The following is a 16,167-nucleotide window of genomic DNA, read 5'->3' on the forward strand; positions in this document are numbered from 1 at the left end:
TACACGGAGGGTTCATGAAGGAATTTGTTCATCTGCACAATCATTCTGATTTCAGTCTGCTGAGGGCCACATCCACGGTCAGCGGTCTGGTGACCAAGGCCCGGGATATGAACATGCCCGGAATTGCCCTCACCGACGACGGAAACCTTTTCGGCGCCTACCGGTTTTACCAGGAATGCGGAAATGAACCAAAGATCAACCCCATTATCGGCTGCGATTTTTTCATGGCCTCGGACAGCCGTCACAGCAAATCCGCAAGTGAAAACTCCAAGCATTATCAGCGAATTGTCCTTCTGGCAAAAAACAACAAAGGATACCGCAACCTGATTAAGCTTTCCTCCATGGGCTACACCGAAGGTTTTTACTATAAACCCAGGATAGACAAAGAGTTGCTGGAAGCCCACCACGAAGATCTTATCGCCCTTTCCGGAGGTCTGGGCGGGGAAATTCCCCAGCTGATTTCCCGTAACCGCCTGGATGAGGCACGGGCAGCCGCCGCATGGTATGCAGAGCTTTTCGGGAATGACCATTTCTACCTTGAGCTCACCGACCACGGCATTGCCGACCAACAGACGGTGAACCGCAATCTCATAGAGTTTTCCCGGGATATGAACCTGCCGCTGGTGGCCACCAACGACAGCTACTATCTGGAACCCGAGGACGCCCACGCCCACGATGTGATGCTGTGCATCGGGAATAAGCGGAAGATCAATGAGCCGGGACGCTTCAAGTTCAGCTCCGACCAGTTTTACCTGAAATCTCCCGAAGAGATGTGGCGGATATTCGGCGATTACCCTGAAGCCCTGAACAATACTATGAAGATCAATGAGATGATCGATTTACAAATGGAACTACCCGGGCCACTCCTTCCGGATTATGATATTCCCCAGGAATTTGAAGGACCAGATAATTATCTCAGACATCTTTCCGACCAGGGACTGAAAAGCCGGTATGACAGCATTACCGATGAAATGCGGAAAAGGCTGGACTACGAGCTGGATATTATTATCAGCATGGGGTTCACCGGCTATTTTCTCATTGTGTGGGACTTCATCCGCTATGCCAAGGACCACGATATTCCCGTGGGACCGGGACGGGGTTCGGGAGCCGGCAGCATTGTTGCCTACTGTCTTGAGATCACCGACATAGACCCGCTGAAGTACGGGCTGCTGTTTGAACGGTTTTTGAATCCCGAACGGGTGAGCATGCCCGACTTCGATATCGACTTCTGTTTCGAACGGCGGCAGGAGGTGATCGATTACGTGACCCGGAAATACGGCACCGATAAAGTGGGACAGATTATTACCTTCGGAACCCTGAAGCCCAAGGCGGTTATCCGTGATGTGGCCCGGGTGCTGGACTTTTCCTACGATGAAGCGGACCGGATTGCAAAACTCATACCCGACGGACCGAAAATCACCATAGAAAAAGCCCTGGAAGAGGAACCCAAACTTCAGGAGCTCTACGACAGCGGTGGCGGATACCGGGAACTGATAGATGTTGCCACACGGCTTCAGAAGCTGAACCGGCACGCTTCCACCCATGCCGCCGGTATCGTAATCGGGAAAAAGGAACTCACCGAATACGTCCCATTGTTTCGGGACCCCAAGACCGGAGCCATTTCCACCCAGTACACCATGGATCAGCTGGAAGACAACGGTCTGGTAAAGATGGACTTTCTGGGACTGAAAACCCTCACTCTGATCCGTAACACCGAAAAACTGATCGCCCAGACCGGCGTGGAAGTGGATACAGCCACCATTCCCGAAGACGATGCAGCCACCTACAAACTGCTGGGAGAGGGGTTGAGTTCCGCGGTATTCCAGTTTGAATCCGAAGGTATGCAGAACATTCTCAAAGATGCAAAACCCAACTGTATAGAAGACCTGATCGCCCTGAATGCCCTTTACCGTCCCGGTCCCATGGATAATATTCCCCAGTTTATCGATTCCAAATGGGACCCTTCCGCAATAGTCTATCCCCATGAAAATCTGGAAGCGGTGCTGAAGGAAACCTACGGGGTAATTGTGTACCAGGAACAGGTAATGGAGACGGTACGGATTATCGGGGGATTCAGCCTGGGTAAGGCGGATATTCTCCGCCGGGCAATGGGTAAGAAGAAAGAAAAGGATATGGCCCGGATGCGGGTTGAGTATATGGAGGGCGCAAAGCAGAAAGGAATCGAAGAACAAACCGCCGACGGAATTTTCGAGCTACTCAAACCCTTTGCCGGTTACGGTTTCAACAAGAGTCATGCCGCAGCCTACTCGGTACTTGCCTATAAAACCGCGTATTTGAAGGCCAACTACCCCGCCCAGTTCATGGCCGCCAACCTTACCAATGAGATCGACCATCCGGATAAATTCGCCGACTATCTGGGCGAAGCCCGGATCATGGGTATTGATATTCTTCCGCCCGATGTAAATGACTCGGATAAGTACTTTACAGTAGTGGATGGGAATATCGTCTTCGGTCTCATGGGGATCAAAGGCGTGGGTTCCTCCGCAGTTGATGAGATACTCAGGGAGCGGGAAGCCAACGGTTCATTCACTTCTATGGATAATTTTCTCGAACGAGTTGATTTGAAGACGGTAAACCGGAGAGTAATTGAAACGATGGTTCAGTGCGGTGTCTTTGACCGGGTATTTTCTTCCAGAATGGGAATTCTTGAAAAGATAGAAGAGCTGCTGGAAATTGCGGTGAGCAAAAAAGACGGCAAGCGTTTCGGACAGACCGGCTTATTCGACGATTCTCCCGCCGAGGCATACCCGGAGTTGGTTCTTGATGACAGCCGGGAGTATGATCTTACAGAGAGGCTGGGCTGGGAGCGGGATCTGATCGGGTACTACTTCAGCGGCCATCCAATGGACAGTTATAAGAATGAGTGGGTCCAGTCCAGCACCCTGGATCTTGCACAGGTCACCCGGGCCCGGGCGGGAGAACAGTACGCCGTACTGGGACTCATTACCCAGTACCGGGCTGTGATGACCAAGCGGGGGAGTCGAATGAGTTTCGGCACCCTGGAAGATTACCGTGGGGAAATTGATTTTGTACTCTTTCCGGATATATTCGCTTCCTTCAGCGAAATCGTTCAACCGGATACCGTTCTCGGCATGACGGGAGAGGTGGATTTGAGCAGGGATAAACCCCAGCTGGTGGTAAAAGAGATCCGCTTGCCCGATGAAATGGACAGGAAAGATAACGGAAGCATTCACATCAGATTAAAGACCGTGCCTGAAAACGAAAGCGACCTTCTTTCCCTGAGAGAATTGATTAACGACAGTCCCGGTAACTGCCCGGTGCTCATTCATGTTCCCGCGGGGGAGGGTGATCGGATTATCCGGGCAACCAGTCATCTTCAGATCAGCAGTCCCGCTGCCGCATCCTTAGAATCCCATCCCCTTGTTGAGCGTGTCTGGAAAGAGTATCTTGAAACCACCATTGAAGATTTACATGAAGTCTCCGGTACGGAAGAGAACAGACCCGAACGTGGAATGGAGACTGAAGAAGGAGCGGATCATGAATCCCTATCGCGTGTTTGAGTTTGCAAGCTACCTAATAGATTTTTACTTACTGATCATTTCCTTGAGGATCATTCTATCCTGGTTTGCCGGGGATCTGAATATGCCCGGCGTGGATCTGCTCAGGCGGATAACCGATCCCTATTTGAACCTCTTTCGGGGAACTGGTTTCCTCCGGGTTGGATTTATCGATTTCAGTCCCCTTCTGGGAATCTTTTTCCTCATTTTCGTCTCTAACCTGTTTAAGACATACGCCAGCGGTTTGATCTCAGTTTCGGTAACCCTGGCGGTGCTGGTGCAGACCGTTTTCTACGGAGTCAGCTCAATTATCTCCCTCTTTGCAATTATTGCGCTAATCCGCATTGTAGGGCTCTTCATTCATGCCAGCAGCGTAGAAACCCTCTGGTACCGTTTGGACAGCTTCCTGCAGCCGTTGGTTTCCCGAATATTCTCGAAAATTCTTCCGGGAAAATCTATACCCTGGGGGAATGCGTTGGGCCTATTTCTGGCTCTGTGTTTTTTGGTGAGCATTCTTCTGAGGGTGGCCGCCGGCCCGATTATCGGACTTATTCAGCGCATCCCGTTTTAATACATGTCGAGGGAAATTCTCTCTGCCGTGGGCGGTATACTAATATCCCCGGCAATCCCGGCCCTGGATACCCTTCCGGGGGTGGGGAAAAAGCGTCTACAGGCCCTGGCCGGGCGGAACATTCATGACCAACTGGATCTGATTTTTCGCATCCCCTCGGGGTACATAGACCGCAGAAAGACCAAACCTCTGAATACTCTCTATGACTCATCGGGCACGGGTGAGGTGTTCACCCGTATCACCGTACTCCACCTTGATTATTTTTATGCCAGGAGGAAGAAGGTTCCAAAAATCTGGGTGGATGACGGCAGCGCCCGGGCCGCCCTGCTGTGTTTCGGCCGCCCCTTCCTCGGGAAGCAGGCAGTACCCGGCAGCGAGTGGCTGCTCAGCGGCAGATTCGCTCTCCGTCGGGGAGAAATACAAAGTTCAGCATTTGAGCTGGTTTCTCCCCGCCACAGCGCTTCATTTTTCCGGATCCAACCCAGATATTCCCAAATTCCCGGCGTACCGGCCATGGTTCTTACCAAACTCCATGAAGCAGTTCTGGAGCAATGCAGGGACAGCATTACCGATGATCCCCGCTTCGCCGGTTCGCAGGATTTTACCGGCGAACTTGCGGAGCTGGGACTGCCGGACGTGTACACTGCCCTTAAGCTGCTTCACCGGCCGGAAACAGTGGAACAGCCCGCCCTGGGCAGACGGCGTCTGGCCTACGGGGAGCTGAAAGCCCTCCATTTCCAGCGAAACAGAAACGCCGGCAGCAGTCCAATCGGCACGCCCATCGACAGTCCCGGGAGCGCTTCTATCGACAGTCCCGCCAGTTCTCCCGGAAAAGGCCCGGCACGCCGCCCAGGTTCATCGGTGCCGGGATGGAAGGGGGAACACCCCGCAACCGGGAAGCAGGTACAGGGAAGCCTCAGAGACCGGCTGCGGGATTCACTCCCTTTTGAACTCACCCCAGACCAGCAGACTGTTCAACAGGGGCTGGCAGAGGCGTTGAAGAGAAAACCCCGCAGCCACCTCCTCCAGGGGGATGTGGGGAGCGGAAAAACCCTGGTAGCCCTTCTTGCCGCCCTGGAGGTAATTGAATCCGGGGGACAGGCCGCCTTAATGGTTCCCACGGAAATCCTCGCCCGCCAGCATCTGCGATCCACCTCAGAGCTTTTTCGACAGGCAGGGCTGAATGCAGACCGAATTCTCCCCAGGCTCTACATATCGGATATGGCCGAGCAGGAACGGCAGACCTGCCGGGAAGAAATGAGCCAGGGCCATGCCGGCCTGGTAGTGGGCACCCATAGTCTGTTCTCCCGGGATGTTGAGTTCAGCCGGCTGGATTTGGTGATCATCGATGAGCAGCACCGCTTCGGCGTAGCCCAACGGGCGGAGCTGAGCGGAAAGGCTGAAAACCCCCATGTACTCATGCTCAGTGCCACACCCATCCCCCGGACCCTGACCCTGACTCTATTCAGCAATATGAAATTATGGACCATCAGGAGCATGCCAGGTGGAAGAAAACCTATACACACCCATCTTGCGGTCATGGGCCGGGAAGAAAAGGTGTACCGGGCCGTAGGAGAACTGCTGGCCCGGGGCGAACAGGCATATTTCGTGTACCCCCGGATCGAATCGGACGACAATGAAAACGAACAGGGCCTGAAATCCGCAGAAGAAATGTATGAACAGCTGAAACGGCACTTCCCTGAGTTTTCCGTGGGTCTGGTCCACGGCCGCCAGGATATGCTCACCCGCCAAAAGGAGATGGAAGCCTTTCAGAGCGGCAGTCATAGGATTCTTGTGGCCACCAGCGTGGTGGAAGTGGGGCTGGATGTGTCCGGAGCAACCGCAATGGTTATCGAACATGCCGAGCGCTTCGGTCTTGCCGCCTTGCATCAACTTCGGGGAAGAGTTGGCAGAGGAGCCCTTCAATCTTACTGCTATCTGGTGTATGATCGGCGGCTCACAGAGGATGGAAAGAAGCGGCTTCGGATCATGAAGGAACATACTGACGGTTTTATTATCGCCGAGGAAGATCTGAAGATCCGCGGTCCGGGAAATATTGCGGGAGTGGAGCAATCAGGGTATCTTGACTTGGAATATGCATCACTCTACGGTGATCGTGACCTCATAGAGGCCGCGGCAAGGAGTTTTTCATGAGAATAACCGGAGGAGAGTTTGCCGGACGCAGAATTCATTGTCCTCCGGGCACAATCCGGCCGGCAATGGACCGGATGCGGGAAGCGATCTTTTCTTCCCTGGGCCCTCTGGACGGACAATCATTCCTGGATCTATTCAGCGGATCGGGAATCATCGCCCTGGAGGCGGCCAGCCGCGGAGCTTCAAGAGTTCATTCGGTGGAGCGGGACCGCCGAAAGAAGGAAATGCTTAAGGAAAATCTGGAAATCGCCGGCAGCCAATGCAGCTACACCCTGGGCGCGGTAGAACGGTTTATTATTACCCGGCAGGAATGTTTCGACCTGATATTTCTGGATCCCCCATTTCCCTACAAACATAAAAATGATCTGCTGAAAAAGCTCATTAATTCAGCCCTGGTGGCTCCGGGAACCCGGGTGCTCATGCATTTTCCCGCAGAAGACAGGATTCATAGAGAGTTTACCAACGCCCAAGGGCAACTCATGCTCACATGTGAAAAAGAAAAAAAATTCGGCCGTTCACTGGTCTATTATTACCAGGTGATACGGTCCCAGGCCCAACAGGAGGTACCGTGAATACCAAGGCAATGCTGCAGCTTCCCCCGGGATCAGCCGGACTCTTTCTGGAGGAAGCGGCACGACACCAACAGGCCATTGATGTAACCAACAAATTGTACTCCCAATGGGGATACACCATTGTTCAAACCCCCATGGTTGACTTCTTCGACGCCCACAGCCACATGCTCACCGCTGCCGAACAGAGCAGGCTCTATCGGCTCATCGGCCGGGACGGGGAAGTACTCATGCTTCGTTCGGATATCACCATTTTTCTTCTGAAGCATTTCCAGAGTTTGCTCAATGGGGCGGAATTTCCCGTACGGCTGGCCTATAGCGACAGCATTCTCCGTCATGAAGACAGTATCGATATATCCCGGAACGAACATTACCAGAGCGGGGCAGAACTTATCGGCGGCGAAATCATAGACTCTGATCTTGAAATTCTTCTCATGCTCAGCGAACAGCTGAAGGCTTTGGGGATCGAACAGCCGGCGGTGCATATCGGCAGCAGGAGAATATTCAACCAGATATTCTCCTCCATCGAATCCCCCTCCGTATTAAAGGAAATCGAAGCGGTCATTCTGGAACGGGACTGGAGGGCCGTTGAGTCTCTCATTTCAGGTACATTTCAAGCAGAGACCGCACGGATTATCAGCCGGCTGTTTTCCATGATCAGCCACATTCATCGCCCTGAGAAAGGCCCGGGAGAAACGGGTACGGAAACTGAGAAGGATAGGCTCCAGGAGCTGATGAACCTGGCCGAAGATCCGAAGCTTGCGGAAATTGCTCCGGGAATCAGCGGTGAGATCGTGTATTTAGGAGAACTTTGCTCCACGGTATCAGAATATTTTCCCCACATGCATTTTCGGGTTGACCTGTCGGAAATCGGTCAGCGCCATTATTACTCGGGAATGGTATTTCAGGTATACACCCAGGGAATTCCATACGGTATAGCCTCCGGAGGAAGATATGATGACCTGATTGAAGAGATGGGAATGAACAGCGGAGCCGTGGGTTTCAGCATTATGCTCAGTGCCCTGGGAGGCTTGAATCCGGCGGGGGATCCCGTTGAACCCAGAAGACTTTCACGGGAGGAACCTGATATGAACTTCCGCAGACGCTATGAAAAAGCCCGGGAAATTCGGAAGAACGGAGGCAGCGTATGTCTGTAAACACAGCTCTTACCCTCGCCCTTCCCAAGGGCAGACTTGAAGAACAGGTACGGGAGCACTTTGCAAAAGCGGGTATAGAATATCATTTTGAGAAGCGTAAGCTGGTGGCCCGTGATAAAGACAAGCGGCTGGAAATCTTCCTGGTGAAAAACGCCGACCTGCCCACCTACGTGCACCACGGAATTGCCGGCCTGGGGGTATGCGGGGAAGATGTCCTCTATGAGGCAGGGGTGCCCCTTCACCGGTTGAAGGAGCTGCCCTTTGGCAGTACCCGAATGTGCCTGGCCGGGCCAAAGGGAGCATCCATCGATATGAGTGAACAAGGACTGAAAGTGGCAACCAAATTCACCCGCTTTACCCGGGACTACTTCCATAATCAGAATATCCCCGTGGAGATGGTCAAACTCAACGGCTCGGTTGAGCTGGCTCCGGTGCTGGGACTCACCCCCTATATTGTGGATCTGGTTGAGACCGGAGGAACCCTGAAAGCCAATAATCTGGAAGTACTCCAGGAATTGAGCAGCATTCGGGTGCATCTTGTGGCAAATCCCGCCTATTACAAGTATCATTACCGGGAAATTGAGCATTTTCTTGAAATTCTGGAGGCTGCGGGAGATGAGTGAATTACGAACAGTAGAAATAGAGCGGAACACCGCCGAAACCCGTATCCGTCTGACTCTGGATCTGGACCGTAAATACCGGCCGGAGATAGAAACTCCCCTGCCCTTTTTCTCCCACATGCTCACCGCCATGGCCTGGCACGGCGGATTCGGACTGAAAATTCAGGCCGCTGGCGATGTGGAAGTTGACCCCCACCACCTGGTGGAAGATGTGGGAATTGTTCTCGGTGATGCGTTTCAGCGTCTTTTAGCTGAGCAGGCTGTACAGCGCTACGGCGAGCGGCGAATCCCCATGGACGATGCCCTGAGCGAAGCGGTGATCGACGCAGCTAACAGACCATTTCTGGTCTACAAGGCCGATTTTCCCCAGCCTTACAGCGGCAGCTTCGATATGAGCCTATTCCGGGAGTTCTTCTACGCCCTGGCCCATAACGGGAGGCTGAATGTACATCTGATCTGTCATTACGGTGATAATTCGCACCATATGATCGAAGCCCTCTTTAAAGCCCTGGGTAAGGCTCTGGCACAGGCATACACAGCGGTGCCCGGAAGCAGAGCGGACATGTCCACCAAAGAAGCGCTGTGATCTCCCGGTTGATATATCCGCAAAGGGGGGCTACACTGAATTTCGGAACCTGTTATGGATATCGATAAGCTCACGTTTCCCGGTGAAGGGCTGATAAAGACAACACCGCCCAAAACCGCAGCTCTCAGCGGAGAAAAACGATCCGCGTTGATCCGTAAAGGGAATGAGCTGTACAACTCCGGCAACATAGAACAAGCCAAGCGGGTCTTTCTCACAGTTCATTATACCGACGGGCTTATTCGCATAGGGGATCACTATTATAAACAGAACCGCTTTCTTCAGGCGCTGCAAATGTACATAATTGCCCCTGAGAACCGCAAGCGGGAACAAATAGTGGAAAAAATGTCCCGTATCGTGCAAAACTGGTTAGCAGAATCATAGATATTAGCTATAATATGTTCAATGTCATGTGGTCTTTGATCATATTCAGGTAAAAAAGCGCGGTAACTGAATACCGCACATATAAAAAAGGATTTGTATGTCAGGTTTCAGGACAGATGTTAAAGAAGATCATGCAGCTGATGAAGGAAATCATCATTCACGGCATCATGACCCCTCAGAAATCAATGTGAAATCCCCCTCTCCCGGTCAACCGGCTCATCAAGCCGAAGATGAGTACGCAGAGATCGCTAATCTCTCACGGCAGGGGTATCAATTGCTGAAAAAGGGCCAGAGCTCCGAGGCTATTTCCTGTTTTCGTGAAATTATCGAAACCGATCCCCAGAATAACTATGCACTTGTGGGTATCGGCGATTCATACCGGAAAAAGCGCAGGTTCCAGGAAGCCACCCAGTACTACCAGCGCTGCCTGGATTATTACCCGGAAAACAACTATGCCCTCTTCGGTCTGGCGGACTGCTACCGCAGCCTGAAACAGTTTCACCGAGCCATCTCCGTGTGGGAGCGCTACCTAAAACTGGATGACAGAAATGTCACCGTACTAACCCGGGTCGCCGACGCTTTCCGGAAGGTGAAAAACCTCGAGCGCTCAGAAGCAATCTATCTTCAGGTTCTGGAAATGGAGGCGGACAACGCCTACGCCTTGATCGGGCTTGGACATTTACACTACGATTTCAAGAACTTCGAAACAGCCCTCTCGTATTGGATGCGGATGCATGAAATTCAGGGAGACAGGGTGGATATTCGGGTCCTTACCAGCATAGGAAACTGTCACAGAAAGCTGAAACAGTTCGATGAAGGTTCCGTGTATTTTGAAAAAGCGCTTGAAAAAGAGCCGAAAAACTTCTACGCCCTCTTTGGCCTTGCGGACTGCCATCGGGGAATGAATGAACCCCACAGAAGCCTGGACTACTGGAACAGAATTCTGGATAAGGATCCGGAAAACAAGGTGATTCTCACCAGAGCCGGCGACGCATACCGGAAACAGGGCAAGCTGGATGAAGCGGAATTGTACTACCACCGGGCGTTGAACATAGAATACGACACATACGCAGTACTTGGATTGGCCACAGTGAACAAACACCGGGGACGGTATGAAGATGCGGCCCGCAGTCTTGAAGGGCTTTTAAAAAATGAATCACGGATTTTCCGCATCTATCCCGAGCTGATGGAATGCTATGTACACCTGAAGGATAGACACTCCGCCCGGGAGCTGCTCCAGAATTTCGGACGCGTCAGGGGCGTGCATCAGAGTGTACAGAATCTTATGCAGGATTATCAGCGGGATCTGGGCATATAACGAGTCTTAAAACTGAGTATATACTGACCATACATGAGGCCGTGCTTACCTTGAGGCGGTAAAAAAAACCGGTTGAAGAACCTCTTCAGCCGGTTTTTTTCGTGCTCTTTTCTGTCTTGTTTTCAGAAGCTTATTGGCGGATCTCTGCGCCGGCGAAAAATACCTAGGGGATAAGAACTGCCTTGATTCGCCGCACGCCCTGGGAACTGGACTGTTCCTTTTTTATTTTGAATCGGCCAAGGCTTCCGGTGTTTTCCACGTGGGGACCGCCGCACACCTCTTTAGAATAATCCCCGATGCTGTACACCTTCACAACTTCATCGTATTTATCGCCGAAAAGGGCAATTGCACCGGAGTTCCGGGCTTCTTCAAGGGTCATGCTGGTGTAGCTGATAGGCAGATCCCGTTCAATCTGACGGTTAACGATCTCCTCAACTTTTGCAATTTCTTCCGATGTCATCTTTTCAGGATGGGAAAAGTCAAATCGCAGCCGCTCGGTGGTAATATTGCTGCCTTTCTGGGCCACATGTTCGCCCAGAACCTGACGAAGGGCCTCATGCAGCAGATGCGTTGCGGTGTGAAGCGCCGTGGTGGCCTCTCCATGATCGGCCAAGCCGCCTTTGAACGACGCATTGGTATCCATTTTGGACTTTTCCTGGTGCTTCTTAAACGCCTCATCGAAGCCGTTTACATCAACATCGAAGCCATGCTCTCCGGCCAATTCCTGGGTGAGTTCAAGGGGAAACCCGAATGTGTCGTAGAGTTTAAATGCAAGCCTGCCTGGAATGGTCCGTTTGCTGCCTTTGAGTAGATTTGGAAGCATTTTCTCAAACTCATGCTCTCCCTTTCTCAGGGTTTGCAGGAACTTTTCCTCTTCCATAATCAGTTCGCGCTGGATCTTTTCCCGGCGATCGGCAAGTTCGGGATAAAAATCCATGTATACGTCGATTACTACCGAGCTGAGCTCTGCCATAAAGGCCTTTTCCAGCCCCAGCTTCATACCGTGGCGGATGGCCCGGCGGATAAGCCGGCGCAGAATATAACCCTGCCCCAAATTGGAAGGACTTACTGCAGCATCATCGCCGAGAATGAACGTTGCGGTTCGTACATGATCGCTGATAACCCGGATTGAGCGGTCGTCATCATTTTCGCTGGAAGTATAGCTTCTGCCTGAAAGTTCCTCGATTGCGGAGATGATGGGTTGAAAGAGCTCGGTTTCGTATACCGATTTCTTGCCCTGAAGAATGGCGACGGTTCTCTCCACTCCCATTCCCGTATCAACACATTTACGGTCCATATTCTCGAAGCTTTCGTCTTCATTCTTCCGGTACTGCATGAACACATCATTCCAAATCTCAAGCCACTTCCCGTCGGACACACCCGGCCTGCTCTTTTCTGTACCGGGAATGCCGGTGTCTATAAACATCTCGGTGTCCGGTCCGCAGGGTCCGGTCTTCCCCGGAGGTCCCCACCAGTTATCTTCCTTCGGGAGGTAATAAATCCTGTCCTCTGGAATCCCAAGCTTCTTCCACAGCTCTGCACTGGTATCGTCCCGGGGAGAGTCATCGTCTCCCTGGAACACGGTAACCGCAAGCTGCCCGGGGTCAATTCCCAGCCATTGGGGGGAAGTAAGAAATTCCCAGCTCATGCTGATGGCTTCTTCCTTGAAATAATCTCCCAGACTCCAGTTTCCCAGCATCTCGAAAAACGTAAGATGGGATGAATCACCCACCTCGTCAATATCTCCGGTGCGAATACATTTCTGCACATTCACCAGTCTGGTACCTGCGGGATGCTCCTCTCCCAGAATGTAAGGAACGAGGGGGTGCATCCCCGCGGTTGTAAACAGTACCGTAGGATCATTTTCAGGAATCAGACTCTTACCGGAGATCTCTGCGTGGTTTTTGCTTTTAAAAAATTCAATATATTTTTGTTTCAGTTCTTTGGCAGTCATAGTCGGATATTATAATGATTTCAATGTGAGATGTACAGTTATACGCACCATTCGCGGTTTCAGAATTTCAACTGAGCCCGGACCGGATCGCTCAAAAACTCTTCGAATACAAACACCTTCAAACCATTGTGCCGCATCCCTTCCCTGGCATACTGCTTGGCTACCATCAGTTCCAGATTATGCTGGGCCTGGTCTGCGGGTATCCCCGATTCCAGAGCAAGCTGGGCTGCGGTAAGAACACCCTTATTCTCCTGAGCCAGAATAAAGATCAGATGCTCAAGACTCTTGGCTTCAGGCCGCTTGGGAACATTGGATGCCCGGGAAGCAGTCTGTCCGCCATTGTATTCACCCAGACGGCGGGGAGGATAATTCCGGTAACGTTCAAAATCATCTTCATCATCAAGAGCCCGCTCAATATACAGACGCCTATTCGCATCTTCAACCATCTGAGGCATCTTAAATAAATCGATGATAGTGCCCAGGCCGAAGAACCCATAGGTAAAAAGATAAAACAAACCGGAAACCGGCTTTCCCAGATAAAAGCGGTGAATTCCCGCGGGACCGAGAAATCCCAGCATGCAAAGTAAATATGAATCACCTAAACGTTTTCTGCCCACACAACACTCCTGTTTTCTGCCTTACCCCGGCGGATTTCACTCCACCATGGGTTCATCATCCCGGGGGATAACAATATCGCCGTTCTCTTCCATCCTGCGAAGTTTCAGGATAAAATCCCGGGTACTTTCGTCCACATCTTTACGGGGAACCGGTCCAAGATAATGGTAGTTCTCACTGATTGCAATACTTCGCTGACTGCTGACGTTTTTCAAAAAACGGACCCGGATATTTTCGTCCTTTCCCTTCATAAGAAGGGCGATCTCCTCATCATTCATATCGGCAAGAATTCTCTGAAGATCGGTATCCCGTATATGTAACACCCGATCTACGGTAAACAGTCTCTCTTTTATGCGGGATTCCACATCGGGAGCCTCAATCCCCAAATCCTCCAGAATATTCCGCTCGCTTGTGGCATCCATACTGCGAAGAATTTCCGCAAGAACCTGAGCACCATCTAGTTCATCTGTGTGCTGGGTGCCGATTCTCCGGATCTTGCCTTTAATTGCCTTTGCGATATTATGCAGAACATCCTGGGAAAGCTTCACCTTTTCTCCCATGCTCCGGATAATTTGGGGCTTTTTTTCCACCGGAAGATCCCTCAGCAATCCAGCCGCCCGACCGGGTTCAAGATGGGAAAGGATAATCCCGATGAGCCTTGGCGGTTCATCCCGCAAAAGCTGTTTCAGCTGTCCCGGCTCCAGTTCATTCAGGAAATCAAGCTGATCGAATCCCGGCGAACTGGAGGTCTTGGCAAGAACATCCACGGCCTTTCTGCGCCCGATGGAACGTTCGAGAATATCCCTGGCCACATCCTTCCCGCCTCTCAGACGCTCCTGCTCCCTGCCGGCGGCGATTTGAAACTTCTGGATGATCGCCTTGCTCTCTTCGGGCTTCAGTACACGGATCCGGCTAATCTCAACGGTGATCTTCTCCACCATATCATCGGGCAGCAGGGCAAGAATCCGGGACGCCTGGTCGGTACCCATAAGCATGAGCAGGCCGGCAATTTCCCGTATGCTTGGCTTTTCGTCCGGTGCGCTGCGGCTGATAATCTTGAGAAAATCATCGCCGCTCAAACCGGTCTTTACCAGGCCTGACTTCCCAGGAGGACGGGCCTGGGATCGGGTCTGGGTTCGGGCCTGGGAATCGGACGAGCCTCCCTCCACCGGGCGGGCTATGCCATGCTTCTTTGAACGGGCAGCGGGGCCGGATTGGTCGGCAGGGTCAGATGGGTCGGCAAGGCCGGATTTGGGCGGGTTCTCTTGGGGAGTTCCGCCCTTGCCGTATGCATTTTGGATGTGCTTGTTTAGTTTCATCTGTACACAGAATAGATGGCCTCACCGCCTCCGGTCAACAACTACAGTACGCAGAACCCCGCAAATTGGCTGTTTCACTTGCAATGGTACATCATTCCAAGTCCGCCGCCATACAGCCGCTGCTGCAGGAAAACTCCGAAACTATAACAGGAGATACGCGAAAAACCTCCTACCTGCTTCCCTGCACCTGGTGTGGAGTACAAGAGTTTTTTCACCGTTTCAGGTTGACAATAATTTCTGTCTTTATTATAACTACCCTCACGTTGTAAAACGTGGATGCCGCTGTAGCTCAGTCGGTAGAGCAAGGGACTGAAAATCCCTGTGTCATCAGTTCGATTCTGATCGGCGGCAAATAAAAGGCTCCAGACCATAGGTCTGGGGCCTTTTATTTTATCGTCACTGAAGAATCAACTGTATTATTAGCTTTATAAACTCTCACAGTTCGATCCCGAGTCGTACCGGAGATGCAAAGCATCGAGGAACGATCTCGCTGATCGGCGGCATAGATAAAAAGACCCGGACCTTGTGTCTGGGTCTTTTTATTTATACTGACCATGAAGATTGACTGTCCAGTTCGATGCATCTAGGGTCGTACCGCAGCCATGGTGCATGGCGAGGAACGATCCCGGCAAACAGGCGTGTACCGCAGGACGAAGTCCGAGGAACATGCCGAGTAGATCGGCGGCATGAGAAAACACCCTGGACCAAGGTTCAGGGTGTTTTTTTATGTCTCTGTGAAGATTGACTGCGTTCGATTCAGCATGGATGCATGGCCGAGCAGCGAGCGCAGCTCGCGACCAGGCATCGGCGGCATAAAAAAGCCTTCGGACACCTGTCCGGAGGCTTTTTTATTGGTGTCAGTGAAGATCGGCTGCCAGTTCGATGCATCTAGGGTCGTACCGCAGCCATGGTGCATGGCGAGGAACGATCCCGTCAAACAGGGTCGTACCGGAAGCCCGGAGGGCTGAGGAGCGATCCCGAAAAGCGCAAAGAGACCGGCTCTGGAGGCCACTGTAATCTCAAGCGAGTTGTGGTCAGCGATACATTACCGCCCGCTCCTCTATTTTGGCATAGGGGACTTCGTTCCCCGCTTTGTCGAGTAAGAACAGCTCGACGGTCTCAACCAATGTACCTCGTTCGTAATCATACTCCTGAGAAATTCGGTATTGATTATATGGAGAAAAAAATCCTGCATCGGGGACTGAAAACTGCATCGTAGCAAAGCGCAAATCCGCATCGATAATCCCGCCGCCATTGCCATAGGTAGAAGTCAAATCAAAAGGAATACGACCTTCTTCTTCCGCGTGATATTGGATGATAAATGAGTGTTGCTGATCAGCCGGACCGGCTAAGCCATCATAGTCCGATGCCGTACGGTTTTGAA

General features: G+C 51.9%; 13 protein-coding genes and 1 tRNA gene. 10 read left to right on the top strand and 4 right to left on the bottom strand.

The window, feature by feature from the left end; genetic code table 11:
- Positions 1 to 14 precede the first annotated feature (14 nt).
- From dnaE to AC52PS_RS08030, 9 genes are all read left to right on the top strand, one after another.
- The gene (gene dnaE / locus AC52PS_RS07990; protein WP_495562524.1) at positions 15 to 3,542 is read left to right on the top strand and encodes a DNA polymerase III subunit alpha; all 3,528 of its coding nucleotides are present in this window, start codon (positions 15 to 17) and stop codon (positions 3,540 to 3,542) included.
- Positions 3,520 to 4,110 (top strand): YggT family protein, encoded by a 591-nt coding sequence (locus AC52PS_RS07995; RefSeq protein ID WP_495562525.1) that lies wholly within the window; start codon positions 3,520 to 3,522, stop codon positions 4,108 to 4,110. Before dnaE ends, AC52PS_RS07995 begins: the two co-directional genes overlap by 23 nt.
- 27 nt (positions 4,111 to 4,137) lie before the next feature.
- Positions 4,138 to 6,264: an ATP-dependent DNA helicase RecG gene (locus AC52PS_RS08000; protein ID WP_495562526.1), complete on the top strand. Its 2,127-nt coding sequence runs from the start codon at positions 4,138 to 4,140 to the stop codon at positions 6,262 to 6,264.
- Positions 6,261 to 6,836, top strand: a complete 576-nt coding sequence (rsmD, locus tag AC52PS_RS08005) for a 16S rRNA (guanine(966)-N(2))-methyltransferase RsmD (protein WP_495562527.1) — start codon at positions 6,261 to 6,263, stop codon at positions 6,834 to 6,836. The genes AC52PS_RS08000 and rsmD overlap by 4 nt, the downstream gene beginning before the upstream one ends.
- The gene (locus AC52PS_RS08010) at positions 6,833 to 7,990 is read left to right on the top strand and encodes an ATP phosphoribosyltransferase regulatory subunit (RefSeq protein ID WP_495562528.1); all 1,158 of its coding nucleotides are present in this window, start codon (positions 6,833 to 6,835) and stop codon (positions 7,988 to 7,990) included. Before rsmD ends, AC52PS_RS08010 begins: the two co-directional genes overlap by 4 nt.
- The gene (gene hisG / locus AC52PS_RS08015; RefSeq protein ID WP_495562529.1) at positions 7,981 to 8,613 is read left to right on the top strand and encodes an ATP phosphoribosyltransferase; all 633 of its coding nucleotides are present in this window, start codon (positions 7,981 to 7,983) and stop codon (positions 8,611 to 8,613) included. Before AC52PS_RS08010 ends, hisG begins: the two co-directional genes overlap by 10 nt.
- On the top strand, positions 8,606 to 9,196 hold the full coding sequence (gene hisB, locus AC52PS_RS08020) for an imidazoleglycerol-phosphate dehydratase HisB (RefSeq protein WP_495562530.1): 591 nt from the start codon (positions 8,606 to 8,608) through the stop codon (positions 9,194 to 9,196). Before hisG ends, hisB begins: the two co-directional genes overlap by 8 nt.
- Positions 9,197 to 9,250: 54 nt before the next feature.
- A complete protein-coding gene (locus tag AC52PS_RS08025) occupies positions 9,251 to 9,577 on the top strand; it encodes a hypothetical protein (protein ID WP_495562531.1) in 327 nt (108 codons plus the stop codon).
- Positions 9,578 to 9,674: 97 nt separating this feature from the next.
- Positions 9,675 to 10,895, top strand: coding sequence for a tetratricopeptide repeat protein (locus tag AC52PS_RS08030; RefSeq protein WP_495562532.1), 1,221 nt, complete (start codon positions 9,675 to 9,677; stop codon positions 10,893 to 10,895).
- Between the two features lie 163 nt (positions 10,896 to 11,058).
- Here the strand turns inward: AC52PS_RS08030 and AC52PS_RS08035 are convergent, their stop codons facing one another.
- Genes AC52PS_RS08035 through AC52PS_RS08045 form a run of 3 tightly spaced genes read right to left on the bottom strand, consistent with a single transcriptional unit; the run spans position 11,059 to position 14,783 of the window.
- On the bottom strand, positions 11,059 to 12,849 hold the full coding sequence (locus AC52PS_RS08035; protein ID WP_495562533.1) for an alanine--tRNA ligase: 1,791 nt from the start codon (positions 12,847 to 12,849) through the stop codon (positions 11,059 to 11,061).
- 59 nt (positions 12,850 to 12,908) lie between these two features.
- On the bottom strand, positions 12,909 to 13,466 hold the full coding sequence (locus AC52PS_RS08040) for a TM2 domain-containing protein (RefSeq protein ID WP_495562534.1): 558 nt from the start codon (positions 13,464 to 13,466) through the stop codon (positions 12,909 to 12,911).
- Positions 13,467 to 13,502: 36 nt separating this feature from the next.
- Entirely contained in the window at positions 13,503 to 14,783 is a 1,281-nt protein-coding gene (locus AC52PS_RS08045) for a flagellar motor switch protein FliG (protein WP_495562535.1), read from the bottom strand.
- A gap of 278 nt (positions 14,784 to 15,061) precedes the next feature.
- Here AC52PS_RS08045 and AC52PS_RS08050 point away from each other — a divergent pair.
- Positions 15,062 to 15,134, top strand: a tRNA-Phe gene (locus tag AC52PS_RS08050).
- 683 nt (positions 15,135 to 15,817) lie between these two features.
- On the opposite strand, the gene AC52PS_RS08055 is transcribed toward AC52PS_RS08050, so the two are convergent.
- The coding region (locus tag AC52PS_RS08055; RefSeq protein WP_495562536.1) for a hypothetical protein at positions 15,818 to 16,167 on the bottom strand (350 nt) is incomplete at its 5' end.

This window comes from Salinispira sp. (assembly GCF_059431795.1).

Excerpts from the sequence above, each read along its gene's own strand:
- hisG (WP_495562529.1), top strand. The coding sequence starts at position 7,981 with ATGTCTGTAAACACAGCTCTTACCCTCGCCCTTCCCAAGGGCAGACTT.
- hisB (WP_495562530.1), top strand. The coding sequence starts at position 8,606 with ATGAGTGAATTACGAACAGTAGAAATAGAGCGGAACACCGCCGAAACC.
- dnaE (WP_495562524.1), top strand. The coding sequence starts at position 15 with ATGAAGGAATTTGTTCATCTGCACAATCATTCTGATTTCAGTCTGCTG.
- AC52PS_RS08035 (WP_495562533.1), bottom strand. The coding sequence starts at position 12,849 with ATGACTGCCAAAGAACTGAAACAAAAATATATTGAATTTTTTAAAAGC.
- AC52PS_RS08030 (WP_495562532.1), top strand. The coding sequence starts at position 9,675 with ATGTCAGGTTTCAGGACAGATGTTAAAGAAGATCATGCAGCTGATGAA.
- rsmD (WP_495562527.1), top strand. The coding sequence starts at position 6,261 with ATGAGAATAACCGGAGGAGAGTTTGCCGGACGCAGAATTCATTGTCCT.
- AC52PS_RS08045 (WP_495562535.1), bottom strand. The coding sequence starts at position 14,783 with ATGAAACTAAACAAGCACATCCAAAATGCATACGGCAAGGGCGGAACT.
- AC52PS_RS08025 (WP_495562531.1), top strand. The coding sequence starts at position 9,251 with ATGGATATCGATAAGCTCACGTTTCCCGGTGAAGGGCTGATAAAGACA.
- AC52PS_RS07995 (WP_495562525.1), top strand. The coding sequence starts at position 3,520 with ATGAATCCCTATCGCGTGTTTGAGTTTGCAAGCTACCTAATAGATTTT.